This window comes from Paenibacillus polymyxa (assembly GCF_018614975.1).
GTDB lineage: Bacteria > Bacillota > Bacilli > Paenibacillales > Paenibacillaceae > Paenibacillus > Paenibacillus polymyxa_E.
On record NZ_JAGGNR010000018.1, the window covers coordinates 40,875 to 63,514 of the forward strand.

The window sequence follows — 22,640 nt, forward strand, 5'->3', positions numbered from 1 at the left end:
GAATATTAAACAACTCCACGGCCTGTCTCCCACCGTACAAACACAATAAAACCCCGAAACATTCATCCCTAAGTGAGTGGGGCTGATCTGTTCCAGGGTTCTATAGTTATCTAACTTATATACATCAATCTAACGTGTTATTTCACAGTTTGATTCGAGAATGTTATTGTTCCTGCTGGGATGGCTTACGTCTTAGCAATTTCATCACCAGATCTGTAATACTCGGTTGTTCCGCAGAGCCAAGAATATCCTCATTCTCTTCCGTGTGGACCTTAATACTCATCACAAGACCCATGCTGATCATGTTGATCATAATGGAGGTACCACCCGAACTGATAAACGGCAGCGTAATCCCTGTCAATGGCATCAGACCAATGAACGGACCAATATTGACAAAGATCTGGTAGAGCAGCATCGCTATAATCCCAACAATGAGATAAGGCCCCGCGCGATCCTTACACTCCAGTGCAATCAGCACCAGCCTGTGAATCAGGATAAAGTACAGGAGAAGCAGTACCGAGGCACCGATGAAACCAAATTCCTCCCCAATCTGCACAAAGATCGAGTCTGCATAGGCCAGCGGCACCCGATTCGACTGAATCGTTGTGCCTTCCAGATATCCTTTGCCCGTAATTCCGCCAGAACCAATCGCAAGCTTTGCATTATACGTCTGCCAGAGTACATCTCTTGAGGTCAGCTCTGGCACAAGCCAGGGATCAAAACGATCCGCCCAGTGCGAACGTCCAATGTCATTCAGAAATTTAACAATCTCATCATGATAATGAATATATGCTTGTGTACCGCCGATAAAGGTAGCCACAGCAATAATAAAACCAATGAGGGCATGTGTAAATTTAATGTTGCCAATCCATAAAAGGCCCACAAGAATGACAACATAACTTAACGCATTTCCCAAGTCATTTTGAAGTAATACGAGTAGTAACGGCGGCAGAACACAGAGTGAGATCGGAATAACATCACGTCCAAAATAGAGCGGGCGATTCTTCTTTCGGGCCAAAAAGGCCGATAAAAACACAATCAGGCATAGCTTGAACAACTCAGCAGGCTGCAAACTGACCCCGAAGATGGACAGCCACCCTTTTGCACCATAATACTCTTTACCAAAGAACATTACGAAAATGAGCAGTAGCATACCTACGCCATAGATATATAAATAATTTTTGATTATAAATTTATAATTGATCATCGACATCCCAAAAAAGACGATGAAGCCCAAAATATAAAAGATCACTGCACTTTTCGGGAGTCCCTCCAGCTTCGGACGACCAAACGTTGTACTGTAAATCGACAGAATACTGATAACCATCAGAATAACCAATATAAACACAATAGAATAGTCTATCTTTTTAAATTTGTGCAGCATGTAATTATGTTCCCCCAAGCATTCAGAAATCTTCGGTATATCTCATTGTAGAGGATTTCACGGCAAAAAGAAAACCCGCGGAACCTTACATTTTCGTCACCTGTTCCGAAGTACGAACACCCAGGACATGCCGCTCGATTCCGGCAAGGTCCGGTACAATGATGATTTCCGGCCAATGTCCTGCCGCTTCAAGCAGAGCTGCGATGTCGCGAGCCTGCCCCTGGCCCAGCTCAAAACCAATGATCTGCGGCGGCGCAGGCAGCAGAGCCAGTTGCTCTAGCATGATCCGGTACGGTGCAAGCCCGTCCGGACCGCCATCCAGTGCCATGCGCGGCTCATGATCGCGCACCTCCTGCTGTAACCCGGCGATATCTGCCGCCGGGATGTACGGCGGGTTGGACACCAGAATGTCCACCCGTTCCCCGGCGAACGGGGCCAGCAGATCGCCTTCACGGAAGTCGATCTGTACCCCGTTCGCGGCCGCGTTCCGCGCGGCCACTTGCAGGGCAGCCGCCGAGAGATCTCCGGCGCCGACCTGCCAGCGCGGGCGTAGTGAAGCCATCGTCACCGCGATGGCCCCACTGCCCGTGCCGATATCGACGGCGAGCGGAGCGCCGTCGGGAAACACGCGGTCGGCTTCGCGCAGCACAGCCTCGACCAACAGCTCGGTCTCCGGCCGCGGAATCAGCACGGCCGGCGTGACCTCGAACGGCAGCCCATAGAATTCCTGGCTGCCGATAATGTATTGCGCCGGCTCACCCGCAGCCTTGCGCGTGACGGCGTCCTCCCAGCGGCTGCGATGCTCGCTGGGAAAGGGCTCTGGCTGCATCATGTAATACGCGGCGCCATAAACGCCGAGTACATGTTCCAGCAGCAGCCGGGCATTGTTTTGCGGCTCGTACACGCCGCACTTTTCCAAAAAAGAGGAAGCCTCCACGAAGGCTTCCCGACAGCTCTGTTCCGGCGTCATAACGAACTGCGCGCGGGACACAGATTATTCTCCTCTATCCATCAACTCAGTCTGCTGAGCAATCGTCAGTGCAGACAAGATATCTTCAATCTCCCCGTTCATGATCTGATCCAGCTTGTGCATTGTCAGACCGATACGGTGATCCGTCACACGGCTTTGCGGGAAGTTGTACGTACGAATACGCTCACTGCGGTCACCCGTTCCTACTTTGCTCTTCCGCTCAACAGAGATCTTCGCTTCCTCTTCCATACGTTTCATATCGAAGATCCGTGTACGCAGAACCTGCAACGCTTTTTCCTTGTTGGAGTTCTGTGATTTTCCATCCTGACATGTCGCCACGATTCCCGTTGGAACGTGCGTTACCCGTACTGCCGATTTCGTGGTATTAACCGATTGTCCACCAGCACCACTCGAACAGAACGTATCGACGCGGATGTCTTTGTCATGAATTTCGATATCGAAATCTTCGGCTTCAGGCATAACCGCAACCGTTGAAGTTGACGTATGAATACGTCCGCCCGATTCGGTGGTTGGAATACGCTGCACACGGTGTGCGCCGCTTTCGTATTTCATTTTGCTGTAAGCGCCACGTCCGTTGATCAGGAAAACAACCTCTTTGAATCCACCGAGATCATTTGTGTTAACGTCCATCAGCTCTACACGCCAGCCTTGTGCATCTGCATAACGTGTGTACATCCGGTACAGATCTGCTGCAAACAACGCTGCTTCATCTCCACCAGCCGCTCCGCGAATTTCCACGATAACATTCTTGTCATCATTTGGATCTTTCGGCAGCATAAGCACACGAATCAGATCATCCAGCTCCTTCTTGCGCGCACTCAGTTCCTCAATCTCCATTTTGACCATTTCGCGCATCTCATCATCCAGTTTCTCACCCTGCATTTCCTTCGCAGCTTCGAGATCCTGACTTACCTGTTTGTATTCATTGTACGCTTCATAAGTCGGTTGCAGATCGGATTGTTCTTTGGAGTATTCCCGCAGCTTTTTGTTGTCACTTGCCACATCCGGGTCACACAAAAGCTCACTCAACTTGTCATAACGGTCGGCTAACGCCTGTAATTTATCCAACATGTATAGTCACCTCACACATTATTTTGTCCATGCAAATATCGTTTTTAATAATTATTTCGGTTTCATTATTCATAACATCTATAATCTATATTCCACAACGCACAGGATTCTCACCGAATCCCCTGACCGCAGCATGTATTCACATTCCTGTATGATCGACGTATAACATCGCTACAACGTCATCAAATCCTTTACTTTTAAAGTGAAATCAAGAAATCGTGTACCCTGTATGAAATCCGCTTCAGCTCATCTGTTCAAGCGCGAATTTTTACGTGGTATACGACTCTTAATTATAGCATATTCTTATGCTCCTGAATAGTAACTGTTTACCGGACAATACAGCACTTCTAACAAGGCGAACATACGTCTGCGAATTCTTAATCCAGGATTTCGTTGTTTTCCGTATAATTTCCTGCATATTACTGATAATACACATCAACACCAGATCATCAAAGGAGGATGTTCATGTCCTTGAGACGGTACTTTCGTTTGAAGAAAATACGTAAATCCAACGAAATCGGCTTCTCTATGGATGTTCAAGATGAAAATCATCCACTGGAGAAAGACTTGCAGCAAAAGCTGTTGCAAATCCAAAATGAGCTTGGTCACAGCTCGGACATCATTATCCGCACCTTCCAGTCACATCGCGATTCCAACGCTCACGTTGCAGTCGTCTACATGGAGGGGTTGGCTGACAAAGAGAGAATTAATGATTTCATTGCCCAATCCTTATTGGTAGATGTGCCGTTCAGTGCTACTCTGCCCCTCGATACGGATACAAAGAGCCTCTTTGACTTTTTTAAGGACAGGGCATTGAGTGTGGGTGACATTCGTATTCATAACAATTGGAACAGCATGGTGAACTCTATCTTATCGGGGGATCTAATCGTTCTTGTGGATGGATTCAGTAACTGCATCATAGCCAATCTTCGGAGCAGCAAGGAACGAAGTATCATGCCCCCCGAAACGGAGATCAATATTCGCGGTCCAAAAGACAGCTTTACCGAATCCATTGCAACCAACATTTCGCTCATTCGCCGGCACTTAAAAACTCCGAATTTATGGCTGGAATCGATGAATATCGGTACGGTCTCCAACACCGAGGTAGCAATCATGTACCTGCAAAATGTTGCCGAGGAGCATCTTGTCGAAGAAGTGAAAGGACGCTTAAAGGACATCCATATTGATGCCATTCTTGAATCTGGATATATTGAGGATCTGGTCAAGGACGATATCCTGTCCCCCTTTCCGACGGTATACAATACGGAACGGCCGGACGTCGTGGTTGGCAATCTGCTTGAGGGGCGAATCGCTGTACTGGTTGATGGCACGCCAAACACATTGATTTTGCCAACTACCTTTTCACAGTTTTTCAAAGCAGCAGAAGATTATTACCAACGATTCGATTTCACCACCTTTATGCGGGCCATTCGATATTTGAGCTTTTTTATTGTTATTCTTGTGCCCTCCATATATATTGCCGTCACAGCTTACCATCATGAGATGATTCCAACACTTCTGGCCATTAATCTGTTAGCACAGCGCGAGGGGGTTCCATTTCCTGTTGCGATTGAAGCACTGCTGATGGAGATAGCTTTTGAGATCATGCGCGAGGCTGGCACACGTATGCCCAGGGCTGTGGGACAAGCCGTATCGATTGTGGGTGCCGTCGTGCTGGGACAAGCGGCCGTAGAAGCAGGCATCGTTACCGCCATGATGGTTATCATTGTTTCACTTACAGGCATCTCTAGTTTCGCTTTACCAGGCTACACCTTAACCAACGCCGCCAGGCTAATCCGCTTTCCGCTGATGCTGGCTGCCTCCACATTGGGATTTTACGGGATCATCATCGCCATGATTATTCTGGTCGCTCACTTGACCAGTTTAAAGTCTTTTGGCACGCCTTATATGTCTCCATTCTCTCCATTTGACTTGAAAGGTCAAAAGGATACCATTTGGCGAGCTCCGTTAAAGTCAGAAATTACACGTCCTCAAACTTCGCACTCACAGCCCATATCCGAGTCTCATGCAAACGAGGACACCTCTTCTTCAAATAATCAACGAACACACCGGAAGGAATGAACAGCCGTGAACCTTAGATATAAGCTCCTGGTGTTATCCATTCTCTCCTTACTGCTTATGAGCGGATGCTGGAACTACCGCGAACTTAACGATTTGGCGTTCCCTTTGGCCATAGGTATTGATAGGGTGCCCGAAACTGATTTATATCACTTCTCGTTTCAGGTGGTTAATGCTCGGGCCATTGCCGGTAATAAATCAGGGGCTGTCGTCCCGGTTGTTGTATATTCCAGCGATGGACGTACTTTGCTGGAGGCTGCCCGCAAGGCATCCAAAAAAATTCCCCGACGGCTTAATGTCCAACATGTGAGTGATTTGATTATCGGCGAGGATCTGGCAAGAAATGGAATGGAGGAAATATTTGACTTCATGGAGCGGGATGCGGAACCTCGACTGAGGACCCGTGTGTTTATCGCAAAAAACACGGATGCCGAATCGATTCTTAAAGCTCTCACCCCCATCGAAAGCATTCCGGCCAATGCTATGCTGGGAAAGCTAAAAACAACGGCAAAAGTTTTTGGCGAAAACTACGAGGTCAGCATCGATGATGTCATTCGTGGTCTGCTGACTAAAGGAGGTGGACCCGTTGTCAACGGAATCAAACTTTCCGGCCAACAAGAGCTGGCAAAATACAAGTCGAGCCTGGAGCGGACCGATGTCCCTGCAGAGATTTCACTTGACGGCATAGGCCTCTTCAAAGAGGGTAAATTGATCGGCTGGCTCAATAATGGAGAGTCACGGGGAGTCGCTTGGATCAACAATAACATCAACTACACCATTGTCAGTCTCGATTGCCAAGATCACAAGAACGGAATTGCCATTGATGTGTTCAACACGAAGACACGGATCAAGGCTGATTGGAGGGGAGGGCAGCCGATTGTACATATCGGGATTCGGGATGTTGGCATGGTGGGAGAGGTCATCTGTTCGTCATTTGATCCGTCCAGTTCAGCGGAGCTTCGCAAGCTCGAGCTTGAGTGGAATGAAAAGGTTAAAGAAGAGATTGTACAAGCCGTCAGAAAGGTGCAATCCATGAAAACGGATGTGCTCGGTTTTGGGGAAGCCATTGAACGGGCTAATCCCAAGGGCTGGAAGAAGATAGAGAAACAATGGGATACGTTATTCTCCACCTGTGAATTTGATGTAACTGTGGAGTCGAAGATCAGACGCACAGGCAAGATCACGAAGCCATATTTGCATGAGATTAAGAAAGAAGAGCAGTAAGTACGGGGGTGATGACAGCGTGGAAAAAGCAAAACTCAGTCCAGGACAGTTATTTTCCTTAATCTTGCTATTTGATACAGGGACCGCGATCATACGTGTTCTTGCGACCAAAGCAGAAAAAGATGCTTGGATCGCTATCCTTCTTGGATTGGTAGGAGGCATGCTCATCTTCTCCGTATACATCTCCCTGTATCGGCTGTATCCCAAGCTCCCGCTCTCAGGATATATAAGAGCTATTTTGGGTCAAAAGCTTGGGTGGCTGCTGGGTGTACTATACGTTCTTTTTTTCATTCATGGAGCGGCAAGAGATTTACGTGAAGGTTCGGATTTGCTGATCAGCTCCGTACTGGATCAGACGCCCGAGATCGTTGTCAGTGCAGTGATGATCCTGTCTATTGCCTATGTGCTGAACAAGGGCATTGAAGTGCTGGCTCGAACCGCCCTGATCTTTGCTTTTACCCTGGGAGCTTTGGCGGTGATCAGCAACCTGCTGATGTATTTCTCCGGAATCGTCGAGATGGATCATCTGCTTCCTGTATTGGGGAACGGCTGGCTTCCCGTACTGAATGTCACCTTGAAACAAACCATCCAGTTCCCGTATGAAGAATTGATTTGTTTTACAATGCTTTTGCCATATATGAATAATACCTCCGGGCGCGGAATACGGGCGGGGTTTGCCGCAGTGCTAACCAGCGGAATCCTGCTTTCCTACTCCAGCGCAACCAATATCGCAATTCTGGGAGCTCAAATAGCTGAACGGGCCACCTTTCCGCTTTTGTACACCATCAGCTTGATCAGCATCGGCGATTTTGTACAACGTCTGGACGTTTTTGTAGTGCTCACACTGATTGTCGGGGATTTTTTTAAAATCGCAATCTTTTTTTATGCAGGCATCATGGCTGCCACAGATCTGTTTCAGGTTCCGGACTATCGAAAGCTTGTGGTCCCGATCGGAGTGATTGTGTTGCTGATGTCATTGGTGCTTTCAGGTAATTTTGCAGAACAGATCGAGGAAGGAGATATTTTGCTGTTTACTGTTTTTCTTACGTTTGGCTTGGGCATTCCTCTCGTCTTGTGGATGGTGGCCAAACTGGGCAAGCTCATGAAGTAAAGTGAATGACAGGGGGGACAGAACGTGGACAAAGTAAAAATAAATTCTCAGCAATTGCTTGCTCTAATGATACTGTTTAATATGGGAACAGCGCTTGTGGTCAGTCTGGGGACAAGTGCTGAAAGAGATGCCTGGCTGGCAAATCTGCTCGGAGCTGCTGGAGGATTTCTCCTGTTCGGAGTATACGCGGCTCTTCACCTTCTTGCCCCGAACCTTCGGCTGACTGGCCATCTGAGGACGATGCTGGGCAGAAGAATTGGCTTTGTCGCAGGAATGTTGTACATTATCTTTTTTATGTACGGTGCTGCAAGGGATCTGCGAGACGCCGGTAATTTGCTCATCAATTCTGTCCTCGATCAAACTCCTCTTACTGTCGTGGAGGCAGTAATGATTCTGTCCGTTGCTTATGTCTTAAACAAAGGAATAGAAGTTTTGGCCCGGACAGCACAAATTTTCCTGGTCGTATTACTGCTGACCGGTCTGCTCAGCATGTTTTTTTTACTCTGTTCTCGCCTGATTGAGACGGAGCGACTATTTCCCGTCCTTGGAAACGGCTGGAGCCCTGTTCTGATATCCGTTTTGCAGCAAACCTTCGAGTTTCCATATAGCGAATTAATCTGCTTCATGATGCTGCTGCCTTTGATCAATCAAACGAAAAAGGGGATTCGTTTCGGATTTGTCGCTGTGGTAATCAGTGGCATTGTTCTCACCATATCGAGTATGCTACAGATCACCATTCTCGGTACAGATATCACCTCACGCAGTACATTCCCCTTGCTGTACATGATCAGTTTGATCGACATTGGTTCAATTGTGCAAAGGCTGGACGTTTTTGTTGTTCTGACCTTAATTATCGGGGTGTTTTTCAAGATTGCGATGTTTTATTATGCTTGCGTGAGCGCGATTACCGATATCTTCCACATTCAGGATGAGCGCAGGATGATTCTACCTGTTGGTCTCCTGATATTACTGACTTCACTCGCAAGCGCCGGAAGTTTTCCAGAACATATTGAGGAGGGTAATCTAGCGCTACGAACGTTGTTTATCTTCATGGGGGTAGCGCTTCCTGTCCTGTTACTGATTTTTGGATGGATCAAGAAACGATTCAGATTAAATAGCACACCATCTTAAATATTGAGGCTGAAGATTATCTTTTGCTCAGATAGTTCTGGATAATCGGTTTGGCAATAACATAGAGTATAACGAGGACAAGTATGATCATCTCGTCCATCTTCATGAAGAGAAATGGGGAGGTAATATTATTAAAGGATACTGATAGAGGAAGTCCCACCAACAAATCCATCAGAACAACAAAAACGAGACTTAGAACTAAAAGCACCAATGAAATAACGAGCACTTGCATTCAGCCTGCCTCCAATACCGTTTCTTTTTTTGAAAACACTCCCATTAGTATGATAACCCTACCAGGATTTCATTCATTGTGGAGGGGCAGAAAGCCTGATTATATGGAAACGGCAAACACCCCCGAAAATTTTAATTCCGGGGGTTGTACGGGAAGCAGCAAAAATGTAGCCGCGAGGCTAATGCGTCCCCGATACATGCCACAACTTATACGTTGAAACGGAAGTGCATAACGTCGCCGTCACTTACAACGTACTCTTTACCTTCAAGACGAAGTTGTCCGCGCTCTTTGGCACCGTTCATGGAACCCGCTGCAACCAGATCGTCGTAGGAAACCACTTCTGCACGGATGAATCCACGTTCGAAGTCGGTGTGAATGACACCCGCTGCGCCAGGCGCTTTGGTACCTTTGCGGATTGTCCACGCACGAACTTCCTGTACACCTGCTGTGAAGTATGTGTACAGACCGAGCAATTTGTAAGCCGCTTTGATCAACAGGTTCAGACCGGAATCCTCGATACCGAGTTCTTCCAGGAACATTTGTTTATCTTCGCCTTCCAGCTCAGAAATCTCTTCTTCAACCTTCGCACTGATTGGCACCACTTCTGCATTCTCAGCAGCCGCGAATTCTCTTACTTTTTGCACGTAAGCATTGTTCGCCACGTCGCCGATTTCGTCCTCAGCTACATTGGCTGCGTACAGAACAGGCTTCAGGGTCAGCAAGTGCAGATCGCGTATGATCAGAAGCTCGTCATCCGTAAGTTCCATGCTGCGTGCCGGCTTGTCATCGTACAGAACAGCCTTCACTTTCTCCAACACTTCTACTTCTTGAGAGGCAGACTTGTTACCGCCCTTCATGTTTTTCTTGGAGCGATCGATTTTCTTCTCAACACTCTCGATATCGGCCAAGATCAGCTCCAGATTGATCGTCTGGATGTCGCTCACCGGGTCAATTTTGCCATCGACGTGTGTAATGTTCTCATCTACAAAGCAACGTACCACGTGTACAATTGCATCTACTTCACGAATGTGGGCAAGGAACTTGTTACCAAGACCTTCGCCTTTGCTCGCACCACGAACCAGACCAGCGATATCTACAAACTCAAACGCCGTTGGTACTGTTTTCTTAGGTACAACAAGTTCTGTTAATTTGTCCAAACGCTCATCGGGTACTTCAACGATCCCCACGTTAGGGTCAATCGTACAGAACGGATAGTTTGCCGATTCGGCACCTGCTTGTGTAATTGCGTTAAACAATGTAGATTTACCAACGTTAGGCAAACCCACGATTCCAGCTTTCAAAGCCATGTATATGACAACTCCTCATTGATTACTTGTTCGGTATGGATAATCCTATACATTATATATGACAAACCTCAAGGCATCAAGGAACTTCGCCAATTCGATTAGAGTCCCATACGCTTCCCGAAATCCCCGGTTACTGCGGATAATTCGTTTTGCGCAGATCTTAAGTTTTGCCTAGAATATCCCCTATTAGGTTTACCCTTTGATTTCCTTGTACATGGTTAGATCCGTTACCTCATATCCCATCTTGCGATACAGGCTGCTCGCCCGCACATTATGTCCAAACACATGCAAACCAATGCGATCCACGCCAAGACTCAAGGCCGTCTGTTCAAGCGCCTGCATCGTCTCTGTTCCGTATCCCTTACCCCGATGCGCTTCTTCAACGACAATATCCAGCAAAAAGGCATCCTTCCCGCGACGGTTATCCGTGATATTAAACCAGATATACCCCACATTGCCGTCCACAGGATGCACCAGATTGTAGAGATATGCTCCAGGTGTGTTCAGGCCTTCTGGCAGATAACGTTCATAAGATTCCTCCGCCAGTTGCTGTGCTTCTTCCTCAGCCCAGGTGCCCGCTTCTACTTTTTCCTGTGCAAAATCCTTAATCGATCGAATGCGAAAACTCGCATAATCTTCCTGATTCATTGGAGAAAGTTCCAACTTATTTCCCCTCCTTTTTCGAGTGGTCTTCATTATGTATGATCTCTGTACAGTCCTTTTTGCACTACTAGTATCTTATTGTATCCTGTTCTCCCGCTTAGCGCATGAAGTTATTCATACGATTTGAGCTTCAATTTTCATATTTATCCATTTGATTCATAACTTTTGATCTCTTCCCATCGTTTATACCTCATGAAGGAAAGGAGTGGATCATATTGAACACACATCGCCGATTCTCTAAAAAGAAAATGATTATCTTGTCCGCCATCATACTCGGAATCGCCATCGTCGCTTTTATGAGCTTTCTGAATGCAATGGATCCCTTTCGACATTTAAGGATCACAATCCATAATCAGTCCGACTATGACCTCACCAATATTCAGGCTAGCCTGGTACAAGGCGACAACTCATTTAACAACAACGAGAGTGGCTCCACCTACATATTCGATAAGGATATTCTCAGCGGAGCAAACGTGAAATTCGCCCCGAAGCTGAAACTCTCCGGGGAGGGGGCCGTCTCCTTGGCGTTTACGGACAGCCGCGGAAAAACCTATACCAAAACGGTTTGCGGTTATACGGAATACTTGTCCGGCAACTCCTATGTTACTGTAACCAATGAGAATGTCACCGTGAAAGAGGAATGTATGTAATAACGATACTTCGCTCTGTGGACTTATGTTAAAATATAGGGGCGAGCGACCCGCCAAAGTTTCTCGCCCAAAGTCGATTGAATTATTCAATCGGCTTTTTTATTTTAACCTGATTGTATTGATTAATGAGATCATCCAGGACTATAGATTGCTGTATAACATGAGGATGAAGAAGATCTCCATAGTCCACCTTGAGTTGATAGAGCTTTTGCCTCGCTGCTTCGATCTGCAACTTGAGCTTACCACAATCCATATTCACCCCTCCCTGTTGTAACATTCTAGTCCATTCTGCTAATTAGTAGGAAATCAGGCGAACTCCAACACGAAAAAGCTCCCTTCAGCGTAGACAATTCACTAATCTACTTGAGGGAGCTTCTCATATTAAAGGAGTTTCTTTTCAGAAATGTTGGTTAACTCCCTGTGCCGTGGCCATTGGTCTTTATGATTGCTGGACGTTCTATATCAAGGGAGATTGGTTGAATAGTAGGAATAATTACTCCTACGGCGATACTGCATGTAAATATAAATGTTGCCAATTTCATCTTCATTCGTCTTCATACCTCCCGAATCAATTGTTTGTATCGTAGTTTAGCTTCTTCGACTGCACCATACCAAAATTCTTCAAATAATTTTATACATTCTAGAATACTATCTTTATTCTTAATTTTAATTGCAAAATCCAAACCGTTAAGAATCAACTCAAATCCTCTGTTATAATCTTCATGTTTTAAATAGTATGTCCCTAGGCCCACAAGCAAAGTACCATATTGATCATTCGTATATTGCTCGCTGATTTTTCCAATACGGCTACTCTGTTCCTGGTACATGAAATAAGCTTCATACGTTTCAAGAACTGAATCAATATTGATATCAAACCGATTTGCCGCATTCACAATTGCACATAAAGCAGGAAAGATCTCATTCTCTCTCTCAGAGATGTAATTCATATAACTTTGGATAACCTCTGTTTTACCTGACATTAGTTCATATAGATATCGGTTGCCTTCTGCCCATTCTTCGAATTGACGAATAACGACAGTTTCCTCTTCGCTCGGATCATTTACCCAACTATAGTCGGTGTACAACGAAACATATTGAAGTGCTTTTTCATATTCTTCATAATAGAAACAAGCCTCTCCAAGCATCAAATATGCGTATGAAACGTAAAAAATATCCTGCTTTTTGAGTTTAGCTTCAGTTGCTCCAGATGTTTCCCTTAACTCATAATGAATCATTGCTTTTAACTTTAACTGATTAGCAAGACCCCTCACCTTATCCCATCGACGCAAGGATGCATACACATTAATCAGGTCGTTCAGTCCATCCAACTGGTAAGGCTCGTCAAGCCGATCTACAAAAAACTCAAACTGCGTGGCAAGTGTAAGATTGCTCAACTGATCCTGGGAAAGCCCGATTGTGAACAAACGATACTGACTTAGAGCTAACCGTTCAGAATGCTGCATTTTCTCGCCCTCAGCTACACAAAGGTACAGGGGCTTGGCCGCTTCAAGCCTCCCTTCATGATATAACTGTTCAGCCAATTCGAATAAAAGCGGTGCATAGGAAAGATTATCCATAATTAGATTAACGGCTTCTTCCATATAATTGATCTTACCGAGTTCGGCACAACGGTATAAAAAAGGCCCAAGTCTTCGCCAATCCGGACTTGCATGTACAAAACACTCATTTATGTATAATTCATAGAAGTAACCCTCTGTTAAACCCATCCCGGCAGTAAGTCGATCCAACTGCTGCATGCCAATAGGACGCAGCCCGTTCAGCGTGCCACTCAACGTCCCTGAATTAATTCCCGATATCTCAGAGAATTGATTGAGTGTCATATGGTTCGTTTTTAAGTAGTCTGCTAAATGATCACGTATTGTGGCTACTGAGTTCAAAGGTACACCACCTTTCCAAACAAAATTAAGCAATGGTCAATTAAATAATACTATACACCTCAGTTAATTAGCAATATTTTACTTGTAAATATTTAACTATATATTCAATGGGTTAGATACCTTTTATCTTTTAGGAACTTAAGTTTTATCTACCTTGATATAATTTGATATATAGTGCAAAACAAAAACCTGCCCAATTTAGTTGAGCAGGTCTTTGTGGAAAAATCACCATCAGTTTGATTCAAAATTTTATCATTTATGTTGTATTCCTCAGCCTACGAAATTAAGAACTTTTCTTGAATCCTGCTTTTCGAATACAATTTCGTTAAATGCCACTCCACTATCTACAATTTCTTTTAACGACTATCATGTTTTCTTGAATAGAATAAACCTCTTGCTTCAATACTTCTTGATGTTCTGGATCACTATACAAGGTATTGAGTCTACTACTATCTATTTAAAAAGAGTTTTTTCAATCATATCAATTGACTTCTTACAAAAATATAGTTTTTAAGCAAAAGGCGTGTAGCTATCGCCACACGCCGAAAATATAATACCCAATAGTTCATTGATTTCAATCCACGCACTCCATACGGAGTGCGACAGAGAAATTACGCGCAATAAAATCACATAAAACATAATCACACGCGTAACTGCGATACTTCGAACAAATAATACGTTCATTATATGCCACGCCAACGTATAATCTCAACCTACCTGTTGCCAAATAGTCACGAAAACAACGTATTCGACAAATTTCGAGGTGCGAATCCCCCAGGGAAATCATGTGAGCTTGGGGTTCGCACCGCTACAGACGTCTGCGACTCTTTTTAGGGACAGCATCAACTGCTACCTGATCCACCTCAGCCACGGCTTTGTTCTTCGGCGGTCTTCCTCGCCGTGGCTTCGCTACTTCACTCCCGGTAGCGGGTGCTTCCTTCGGAGCACTCGCCTTGGTTGTTGCTTTGTTGGCAACTGAACTTCGGCTCTTGGGGGCCTTCTTCACGGTTGCTTTGGTGGTAGAAGTGTCGACTTCTGCCCCCTGATCCAGATCAATACCAAATGTGCTACCCAGGTCACCATCATCCACAACTCTTCTTCCACGGCGGCCGCTCTTGCCTATCATCTCTTGAGATTGTGCAGCAAGCGATGCCGATATAAGCTCGTCCATCTTCACATTGCGAAGCTGGAAGAATAGCGCCGAATCATGATCAAACCTTGCACCGATCCCATACAGCACAGCCGCTACATGCTTGCACATCACTGCATAATCCGGGCAACTGCACGTGAAGCTAATGTCTTGGGGTGATGGAAACAAGCCCGTACCTTTGGTTGTGAACAACTCCGATAGTCCAGCCGGGAATTTGCCACCTGCAAGTTCCTGCAACGAATTGATTTTGCCCGCACATCCCTTGATGATCTGCTGCCACACGGAATCCGACAACGAACCTACGGTAACTTCTACCTTGTATGGCTTAGAGGAACTTCCTTGAACGAGAGCGGCCACCTTATTATTAGCAATCTGTAAATCGAGCACTGAGCCGTGCCTCACATAGCTGCGCCCACGATCAATCCGATTGCTGTAATCGGCATAGCTCTCCAGATTCGTACACCACGCCTTCCCCCACCAGGTTGTCGCAACGGAACGTCCCGTTATGACAACGGGCCATACGTTAGCATTTTTCTTTTGCAATTTTGCTGCAGCCGCTGCTGCTCTGCGCTTCTTCTCAGCAACGGGTATATATTCAGGGAAGCCATTATAGAAACCCACTTCTCATCCCTCCCACAGCGCTATTCTGTCAGCTTCATCAAATTCAGCAGTTGATCATTGTCCATTTCTGTGATCCAGCTTTCCTGGATGTCCGGCACGATTTCCTGTGATAGACGTACCTTGTCTTCAATGATCTGATCGATTTTCTCCTCAATCGTCCCTTGTGTAATAAATTTGTGGACAATCACATTCTTCTGCTGACCAATCCGAAATGCCCGGTCTGTCGCCTGATTTTCCACCGCCGGATTCCACCATCTGTCGAAATGAACCACATGATTGGCCGCCGTCAAGTTCAGCCCCACTCCACCCGCTTTGATGGACAGCACCATAAACGGTACATATTCTTTGCCCTGAAAAGCTTCCACCAACTCTTGCCGCTTCCCAATCGGCGTTTCACCATGGAGAACCAGCCCTTTATGCTGAAAGATCGGCTCCAGAAACATCTGTAACGCTTCCGTCACTTCCTTGAATTGGGTAAAAATAAGCACCCGCTCCCGCTTCTCGTAGATCGTCTCGCAGATTTCGCGTAGCCGCGCAAACTTGCCGCTATCTGGTTCTGCATAGACCTGCTGACCCAAATACTGATCAGGGTGATTACAGATTTGCTTGAATTTCATTAACGCCGCCAGTACCAATCCTTTGCGCTGAATACCCTCTTCCGAAGCTGTAAGCTTCTCCTGCAATTCCTTGACAAGCTTGTTGTACAGGACAACCTGTTTTTTCGTAAGGGTCGCATACGTTTTCATCTCGATTTTGTCAGGCAGATCGGTAATAACCGTGCGATCTGTCTTTAACCGGCGCAAAATAAACGGACTCACTGTCTGCCGCAGCCTGCCATAGCCATCGCTGGAATCGCGCAGTCCACGCGTGAAAGCACCGAATTCTTTTACCGTTCCGAGCAATCCCTTGTTGAGAAAATCAAACAGCGACCACAGATCGCCCAACCTGTTCTCGATTGGCGTACCTGTCATCGCGATACGATAGGAGGCTTGAATCTGCTTGACGAGTTTCGTCTGCTTTGTGCCTGGATTTTTGATCGCCTGGGCTTCGTCGAGGATAAGCATGTCCCACTCCTGCGTCCTCAGCCACTCATACTTCGCTAACATCCCGTACGTTGTAATGACAAGTTGAGTCCCCGCTCCAAGAGCAACGGCTTCCTGAATATCTTTGTTCTGCGATGAATGGCATACGTAATATTTCAGAGAAGGCGCGAACTTGTCAATCTCTCGCATCCAGTTCCCGATCAGTGAAGCCGGGACGATGAGCAGTGCCCGCTCCTGCCGCACACTGCGGATATAGTTCAGAAGCGCAATAATCTGTATCGTTTTGCCCAGACCCATATCATCGGCGAGACAAGCACCTAAGCCAAGGGTCTTCATCATATGCAACCAGGTTACCCCGCGTTCCTGATAAGTCCGTAAGCTTGCCTGAAAGTTCTCACCAACCCCGTCAAGAGCTCCAATCCGGTCTGGCTCTCGCAACCGCTCCATGACCGTTTCCAACCATTGCCCGTTCGTGACCTCAACCTCTACCTTGTCCGAATCCACTTGCAAAACACGTTCCGCATTCATATGCAGTTTCATGGCCTCAATGAGCGTTAATCCGGAGACACCTGCGGTTTTCTCCGCCTGTTCATAAGCAGTTAGCGCCTGTTGCAGACGTTTGTGATTAACCTCTACCCATTTGCCCTTGATCAGCGCCAACCCTTCTTGCTCCACTAGCAATTGCCGTATCTCTTCCGGGGAGAACGATTCATCTCCCAGCCACAGATCAGCCTGAAAGCTTAATAATTCTTCTGCACTCAGATGAGAAGGTTGCTTTTCTCCCACGCTAACATTGAGCTTGATGGCATTGGACTTACTGCGCCACCACTTTGGAATCCGGCACAACACGCCTGCATCTTCATAGAGCCCTACTTCTCGCAAAAAGTCATATGCTTCTTCAGATGTCAGTCCAATTGCATAAAAAATATCGCCAGACTCCACCAGCTCGCTAATCAGCTCACTATGTTCTGCCGCACGATGTACCGTCGAGAGAAGTTCCAACAGCTTTCCGCTATTCTCTCCGTAATCCATCAATGCCTGCTTGAGTGGCAAATGTCTGGTTTTCCCTGCTTCCTGCTCTTCTGCTGCATAGGTAGATAAGAATGAAAAAGGAAATTCCTCCCCTTCCTTACTCTCCACAAGGTGAAAGTAGACACGTCCTGCCGGCTGAAAAGCAGATCCACTATCCGTGAACCATTGAGCCATGCTACCGTCATGTCGTTTCACACTCGCTGTAAAAGCACGATGCAGGCCCTGCCAAAGTTCTTCAATAAAGCTTTCATCCAAATATTGCGATCCAATCAGATACGGGGCATCTGCCAGCCATTCCTGTACATTCTTTATCTCAAGTGCAAGGACAGTTGCATCACGCTTTCCTTCCAATTCAGGATGTAGCGCCATTCCTTTCAGGAACGCCATTCCAATACGCTGCATAAATCGGAGGGACTCCGACAATACCTCATTCCGCCGCTTCAAAGCCAGTTCTAGCAGGAATCCGTCCGGATCCTTGCGAAACAGCGTATACAGCTCATCTTGAAGTGCTTGCCCGCCGGGTTCAGTCTCGGATTGCCATGGCCCCCCTTGCCAGTCCAGTTCATACTGCCCGTCCGGAAGCAGAACGGCAATAAGCTCTCTCCTGCCGGTAACCATAGCCGCCTTGTGTTGTCCCTGCATTGTTTTCACTCCCTTTATCATAACGAGCTTGTCTCTCTTCTCGTATATACACCGAATGATGATCTGTTAGACATGTAGTATCGTTCTCACTCTCTATTTTTGCACAGTACCACCTGCGTTTCAATACATTCGCCACCCTATAAGAAGTGCAAGCAACAGCTCATGTGAGCTTGAGTTCACTCCACCAGACGTGACGTCTGCTTCAGATCCTCAATCCGCACTGCGCCAATACCAAACATGACTGTACGCAGCTCGAATTCGACCTGTTCCAGCGGCTAATATTTTAATCCCTTATAATGGTGCCTTTTTACAAATATATACCTTTACAAACCAAAAGCAGCTCCGGATTCGGAAGCTGCTTTTGGTTTCCTACCTTTTTTAAAGGGGTTCCCCCAGGGAAATCATGTGATTTTGAAGATCTCACCTTCATTTTAACTCTCGGCCCTAACGCGGTTCCACCAGACGTGACGTCTGCTTTAGATCTTCGATCCGCCCTGCGCCAATGCCAAACATCACGGTACGCAGCTCGAATTCGACCTGTTCCAGTCGCTCACTCAGTGCACCATCGGAAGCGACTGCCGATTCGAGCAGAGATCGACCGAAACCGGCCAGATCTGCACCGAGCGCGAGGGCTTTGGCCGCATCCACGCCAGTGTACAGCCCACCACTGCCAATCAGGGCACCAGTAGAGTTCAGCGCTCGTACTTCCTGAATACACTCCGCTGTGGGAATGCCCCAGTCGGCAAAAGCTTCAGCTGCCGCCCGGCGTACGGGGTTATTGTTACGATATTTTTCCACCTGTACCCAGCTTGTGCCACCTGCACCAGCCACATCGATAAACGCGACACCCGCTTCATATAGGCGTTGAGCCGTCACGCCATCGATGCCAAATCCTACCTCTTTCACGCCAACAGGTACATCTAGCTCATGACACAAGTTTTCAATTCGCTGAAATAATCCGCTAAAGTTGGTGTTGCCTTCCGGCTGGAAAACTTCCTGCAACGTGTTCAGATGAAGCACAAGCATGTCCGCTCCCGCAATATCTACAGCACGCTGGAAATCAGCTGTTGTGAAACCATAGTTCAACTGTACCGCACCCAGGTTGGCAATGACCGGGATGTCCGGTGCCCAGCGCCGCACATCGAAGGTACTCGCCAGTTCCGGCTGTTCTACGGCAGCACGGATCGAACCTACGCCGAGCGCCCAGCCTCTGGCGTTTGCTACTCGGGCGAGGCGCTCATTGATGGCGCCCGTTGTTTTGCTTCCACCCGTCATCGAACTGATGAGCAAGGGTGTGCGTACTTTTTTGCCAATAAACGAAGTCTCCAGATGCACCTCTTCAAAATCCAGTTCCGGCAGTGGGTGATGGCGAAAAGCATACCGCTCCATACCGCTGGTTACCCCTTCTCCTGCCACATTCTCCTCAAGACAGAGGCGCACGTGTTCCAGCTTCCGTTCTCCCGTAGCCACTTCGGGAAGCAGCCGTTCGCCGGCTCGCTCTTGTTCATTCATGATGAGACCTCCTATGTGAGAATCGTGCGGATCGACAGGATAACCTGCCTGTTCCTAGCTTCTATGTATATAAGTCTTTTTGCAAAAGACAAAAACATTAATTCTAATAAGCATTGCAGCATAACTCTATCCAGTATAACGTTCCATTCCAGCTATGGAAAGGATGCCCCGACACCAAATGTCTCACTTAAATCCCGGAGCACCACTATCTTAATGCCTACTTATCTCAAAATTTGCGATGCCAACTGCTCACCAACAAGCTGTCCGGACAATGTCACAATTGGGGTTCCACCGCCTGGATGCGTTGTTCCGCCCACGTACCAGAGACCTTGTACATCTTTGCTTCGGTTGCCCGGTCGCATAAAGGTCTGTTTTACCGAATTGGAGGAGATGCCATAGATCGACCCTTGATGCGCCAAAGTATCCCGTTCGATATCTCGCGGCGTGTATCGGATCAGCACATCGGATTGGTTCAAACCGGTAATTCCCCGCGCTGCCAATTGTTCCAGTACAAACGCACCGTAACGTTCCGTCTGTTGCTCCCAATTCCATGAATCCGACAAGTAGGGGGCATTAACCAGAATGAACAGATTGCTGGCTCCCGTCGGGGCCATACCTGCTTCCGAATAACCGGAGTAACAGATGTAGATCGTGGGGTCGTCGGGCATTTTACGGTCACGGAAAATCTGGTCGAACTCCGGTTCATACCTTTCCGGGAAGAAAACCGTATGGTGCAACAGCGCATCATATTGTCTTCGCACACCTGCCAGCGTCACAAATCCCGAAATGGATGGCTCATACTTCCGTATGCGGGCATCGCTCATCTCTTTACGATGTTCCGGTGCGAGCAGCAGTCGATTCACGCTAAGTACATCGCCATTGGCAACCACCTGATCGGCTTCCCGGAAGCCTTGATCGGTATCAACTCCAGCTACTTTGCCATTCCGAACAACAATCTGCCGGACCTCTGTGCCAGTAATGATCTGTACACCTTTTTCCCGAGCCAGCCGGGTCATTCCTTCGATCAGTTGATAGGTTCCGCCTTTTACCCCATAGATGCCGACTTCTGCTTCCACATGCCCCATCATGGCAAAGATAGAAGGCGATTGATACGGCGATGATCCCACATAGGTTGCGTACCGTCCGAACATCGCCAGCGTATGCGGATGCTGGAAATACGAACGCAGCAACTTATCCAGCTTCACCGTTGGGCGTACGCGGAGCAGGCTGCGCAGCATCTGAAAATTGTATTTGTCAGAAGGAGACAGCAGCAACTTACCCAGGAAATGACGATTGGCTTCCGTATACAGTGCAGCAGACTCATCCATAAATGCCTCATAACGAGCCGCATCCTCCGGACTGTACGCCGCGATCTGCTCCTTCATCCACCCGCGATTGCCTGACAAATCTACCACTGTGCCATCTGCGAATATATTACGCGTGCGCGGTTCTAACTGATATAGCTGTACGTAATCTTCCATCGCTACACCCGCATAGTCGAAGACTGAACGAAAGGTTGATGGCATCGTGATCGTGCTCGGTCCCCGGTCAAAATGATACCCGTCCCGCTCAATCTGCTGCAACTTGCCACCTACGTGTTGTTGCCGTTCCAGAATGGTCACACGGACTCCAGCGGATGCAAGACGGATTGCACAAGACAACCCGCCGAATCCTGCACCGATAATGATGACATCACATTTCGAATTACGACCGCTCAATTCACTAGTGATGTTACTTCTCACATGACCCTTCAATTGTACCGCCTACCTTTCCATACATACCCCTTGCCGGAGCGGCCTGCCTGCCAGGAAGCGAGTCCGATGGCGATGACACAGGCCATGCTGACCGGTTGCAGAAGGGCAAGCCACCAGGGTTGTCCGCCAGCATGATCCGCTACTCTTTTCACAGCCATACCAAGTAATGTTCCTATCAATCCATACAGAATGGACACCGAACTCCCCGTCATGAGTCCAATAATCAAGCCCAGTGGAGGCACAATATACATCAGCGTATACATCAACATCGTGCCAAGCAGCAGTACATCTTTGCGCCCCATGCCTTCGTACATGTTTTTCTTGTATCCATTCCATACTTCCGCCCCGTTCTGATACATGCGAGTATTCGTTACGTCATGCACGTCGGTCAGCATCACCGGATGACCTGCACGTTTGACTGCTTTGGCGAGACTCATGTCATCCACCAGATGCCCTTGAATGGCAGCATGACCGCCGGATGCTTCGTAACTGGAGCGATGAATCAGCAAAAAAGCCCCCGTAGCGGCCACAAACATCGGACTGGATGATCTGCGTATCATAAAAATGGGCAGATGACTGATGATGGTGAAGACCATCATCGGTACAACAAGCTTTTCCATCCACGTCTTCGTTACTTGATAAGGAAAACCGGTTACCAGCCCCCCGCTCTGCTCACACCCTGCTGCCAGAGTCTGCCGAATGGCATTTGGCTCCAGACGCACATCCGCATCCACAAACATAAACCATTCTCCCTTGGCCTCCTGAACCAGCCTGTGACACGCATGAGATTTCCCCATCCAGCCCTCGGGAAGATCAGCGCCATGCAGCAGACGCACACGTGCATCGCGATCCGCAATCGCTTGTACCATGGCCGCTGTCTCATCTTCGGAGCGATCATCCAGCACCAGCACTTCCATCCGGAATCCTGACGTATCGCTCGCGAGCACACTTTCAAGACATCCTTCAATATGTAGTCTTTCATTTCTGGCTGGAATAAGCACCGAGACCAGAAGGTCTGGTGGTTGTATCTTGTCTGCCCGGAATGAACGTACTTTGGGCAGACAGGAGACGTTCCATAGAGCGAACAGCAACTGGATACCCAATATACTTGTAAGCACAATCCAGAAGATTTCAGATGCATTCAT

Annotated in this window: 18 protein-coding genes; 5 read left to right on the top strand and 13 right to left on the bottom strand. The window is 47.4% G+C overall.

Annotated elements, in window-relative coordinates; all coding sequences use genetic code 11:
- Window positions 1-163 precede the first annotated feature (163 nt).
- The 3 genes from J7E78_RS16870 to prfA all read right to left on the bottom strand — a co-directional run bounded on the left by J7E78_RS16870 (window position 164) and on the right by prfA (window position 3,446).
- A complete protein-coding gene (locus tag J7E78_RS16870) occupies window positions 164-1,384 on the bottom strand; it encodes an FtsW/RodA/SpoVE family cell cycle protein (RefSeq protein ID WP_215077383.1) in 1,221 nt (406 codons plus the stop codon).
- 85 nt (window positions 1,385-1,469) lie between these two features.
- Complete coding sequence (gene prmC / locus J7E78_RS16875) at window positions 1,470-2,354, bottom strand: peptide chain release factor N(5)-glutamine methyltransferase (RefSeq protein WP_215077478.1); 885 nt, start codon at window positions 2,352-2,354, stop codon at window positions 1,470-1,472.
- Between the two features lie 24 nt (window positions 2,355-2,378).
- Entirely contained in the window at window positions 2,379-3,446 is a 1,068-nt protein-coding gene (gene prfA / locus J7E78_RS16880) for a peptide chain release factor 1 (RefSeq protein ID WP_215077384.1), read from the bottom strand.
- A 465-nt stretch (window positions 3,447-3,911) separates the two neighbouring features.
- On the opposite strand from prfA, the gene J7E78_RS16885 reads away from it, so the two are divergent.
- Genes J7E78_RS16885 through J7E78_RS16900 form a run of 4 tightly spaced genes read left to right on the top strand, consistent with a single transcriptional unit; the run spans window position 3,912 to window position 8,991 of the window.
- Window positions 3,912-5,528 carry a spore germination protein gene (locus tag J7E78_RS16885; protein WP_251035099.1) on the top strand — a complete coding sequence of 539 codons (1,617 nt, stop codon included), beginning with the start codon at window positions 3,912-3,914 and terminating at the stop codon, window positions 5,526-5,528.
- A gap of 6 nt (window positions 5,529-5,534) precedes the next feature.
- On the top strand, window positions 5,535-6,749 hold the full coding sequence (locus J7E78_RS16890; protein WP_215077385.1) for a Ger(x)C family spore germination protein: 1,215 nt from the start codon (window positions 5,535-5,537) through the stop codon (window positions 6,747-6,749).
- A gap of 19 nt (window positions 6,750-6,768) precedes the next feature.
- Window positions 6,769-7,860, top strand: a complete 1,092-nt coding sequence (locus J7E78_RS16895) for a GerAB/ArcD/ProY family transporter (RefSeq protein ID WP_215077386.1) — start codon at window positions 6,769-6,771, stop codon at window positions 7,858-7,860.
- 24 nt (window positions 7,861-7,884) lie between these two features.
- Window positions 7,885-8,991, top strand: coding sequence for a GerAB/ArcD/ProY family transporter (locus tag J7E78_RS16900; protein ID WP_215077387.1), 1,107 nt, complete (start codon window positions 7,885-7,887; stop codon window positions 8,989-8,991).
- Window positions 8,992-9,007: 16 nt separating this feature from the next.
- Here the strand turns inward: J7E78_RS16900 and J7E78_RS16905 are convergent, their stop codons facing one another.
- From J7E78_RS16905 to J7E78_RS16915, 3 genes are all read right to left on the bottom strand, one after another.
- Window positions 9,008-9,223: a hypothetical protein gene (locus J7E78_RS16905; protein ID WP_215077388.1), complete on the bottom strand. Its 216-nt coding sequence runs from the start codon at window positions 9,221-9,223 to the stop codon at window positions 9,008-9,010.
- A 206-nt stretch (window positions 9,224-9,429) separates the two neighbouring features.
- Window positions 9,430-10,530 carry a redox-regulated ATPase YchF gene (gene ychF / locus J7E78_RS16910; RefSeq protein ID WP_215077389.1) on the bottom strand — a complete coding sequence of 367 codons (1,101 nt, stop codon included), beginning with the start codon at window positions 10,528-10,530 and terminating at the stop codon, window positions 9,430-9,432.
- A gap of 192 nt (window positions 10,531-10,722) precedes the next feature.
- Entirely contained in the window at window positions 10,723-11,193 is a 471-nt protein-coding gene (locus tag J7E78_RS16915) for a GNAT family N-acetyltransferase (RefSeq protein WP_100528395.1), read from the bottom strand.
- A 215-nt stretch (window positions 11,194-11,408) separates the two neighbouring features.
- Between J7E78_RS16915 and J7E78_RS16920 the strand changes: the two genes are divergently transcribed.
- Complete coding sequence (locus tag J7E78_RS16920; protein ID WP_215077391.1) at window positions 11,409-11,843, top strand: hypothetical protein; 435 nt, start codon at window positions 11,409-11,411, stop codon at window positions 11,841-11,843.
- An 82-nt stretch (window positions 11,844-11,925) separates the two neighbouring features.
- On the opposite strand, the gene J7E78_RS16925 is transcribed toward J7E78_RS16920, so the two are convergent.
- The 7 genes from J7E78_RS16925 to J7E78_RS16955 all read right to left on the bottom strand — a co-directional run bounded on the left by J7E78_RS16925 (window position 11,926) and on the right by J7E78_RS16955 (window position 22,640).
- Window positions 11,926-12,096 (bottom strand): aspartyl-phosphate phosphatase Spo0E family protein, encoded by a 171-nt coding sequence (locus J7E78_RS16925; RefSeq protein ID WP_215077392.1) that lies wholly within the window; start codon window positions 12,094-12,096, stop codon window positions 11,926-11,928.
- Window positions 12,097-12,397: 301 nt separating this feature from the next.
- Window positions 12,398-13,600: a transcriptional regulator gene (locus J7E78_RS16930; RefSeq protein ID WP_251035101.1), complete on the bottom strand. Its 1,203-nt coding sequence runs from the start codon at window positions 13,598-13,600 to the stop codon at window positions 12,398-12,400.
- Between the two features lie 949 nt (window positions 13,601-14,549).
- The gene (locus tag J7E78_RS29825; protein WP_215077394.1) at window positions 14,550-15,512 is read right to left on the bottom strand and encodes an SWIM zinc finger family protein; all 963 of its coding nucleotides are present in this window, start codon (window positions 15,510-15,512) and stop codon (window positions 14,550-14,552) included.
- A 20-nt stretch (window positions 15,513-15,532) separates the two neighbouring features.
- Entirely contained in the window at window positions 15,533-18,229 is a 2,697-nt protein-coding gene (locus tag J7E78_RS16940; RefSeq protein ID WP_215077395.1) for a DEAD/DEAH box helicase, read from the bottom strand.
- 444 nt (window positions 18,230-18,673) lie between these two features.
- The gene (gene fni / locus J7E78_RS16945) at window positions 18,674-19,741 is read right to left on the bottom strand and encodes a type 2 isopentenyl-diphosphate Delta-isomerase (RefSeq protein WP_215077396.1); all 1,068 of its coding nucleotides are present in this window, start codon (window positions 19,739-19,741) and stop codon (window positions 18,674-18,676) included.
- A 221-nt stretch (window positions 19,742-19,962) separates the two neighbouring features.
- Window positions 19,963-21,483 carry a phytoene desaturase family protein gene (locus tag J7E78_RS16950; RefSeq protein WP_311517633.1) on the bottom strand — a complete coding sequence of 507 codons (1,521 nt, stop codon included), beginning with the start codon at window positions 21,481-21,483 and terminating at the stop codon, window positions 19,963-19,965.
- 8 nt (window positions 21,484-21,491) lie between these two features.
- On the bottom strand, window positions 21,492-22,640 hold the full coding sequence (locus tag J7E78_RS16955) for a glycosyltransferase family 2 protein (protein WP_215077397.1): 1,149 nt from the start codon (window positions 22,638-22,640) through the stop codon (window positions 21,492-21,494).

What these genes read in the sequence shown, in the direction of transcription:
- J7E78_RS16885 (WP_251035099.1), top strand. Translation starts at nt 3,912, where the DNA reads ATGTCCTTGAGACGGTACTTTCGTTTGAAGAAAATACGTAAATCCAAC.
- J7E78_RS16955 (WP_215077397.1), bottom strand. Translation starts at nt 22,640, where the DNA reads ATGAATGCATCTGAAATCTTCTGGATTGTGCTTACAAGTATATTGGGT.
- J7E78_RS16905 (WP_215077388.1), bottom strand. Translation starts at nt 9,223, where the DNA reads ATGCAAGTGCTCGTTATTTCATTGGTGCTTTTAGTTCTAAGTCTCGTT.
- J7E78_RS16940 (WP_215077395.1), bottom strand. Translation starts at nt 18,229, where the DNA reads ATGCAGGGACAACACAAGGCGGCTATGGTTACCGGCAGGAGAGAGCTT.
- J7E78_RS16925 (WP_215077392.1), bottom strand. Translation starts at nt 12,096, where the DNA reads ATGGATTGTGGTAAGCTCAAGTTGCAGATCGAAGCAGCGAGGCAAAAG.
- J7E78_RS16870 (WP_215077383.1), bottom strand. Translation starts at nt 1,384, where the DNA reads ATGCTGCACAAATTTAAAAAGATAGACTATTCTATTGTGTTTATATTG.
- fni (WP_215077396.1), bottom strand. Translation starts at nt 19,741, where the DNA reads ATGAATGAACAAGAGCGAGCCGGCGAACGGCTGCTTCCCGAAGTGGCT.
- prmC (WP_215077478.1), bottom strand. Translation starts at nt 2,354, where the DNA reads ATGACGCCGGAACAGAGCTGTCGGGAAGCCTTCGTGGAGGCTTCCTCT.
- J7E78_RS16930 (WP_251035101.1), bottom strand. Translation starts at nt 13,600, where the DNA reads ATGCAGCAGTTGGATCGACTTACTGCCGGGATGGGTTTAACAGAGGGT.
- ychF (WP_215077389.1), bottom strand. Translation starts at nt 10,530, where the DNA reads ATGGCTTTGAAAGCTGGAATCGTGGGTTTGCCTAACGTTGGTAAATCT.
- prfA (WP_215077384.1), bottom strand. Translation starts at nt 3,446, where the DNA reads ATGTTGGATAAATTACAGGCGTTAGCCGACCGTTATGACAAGTTGAGT.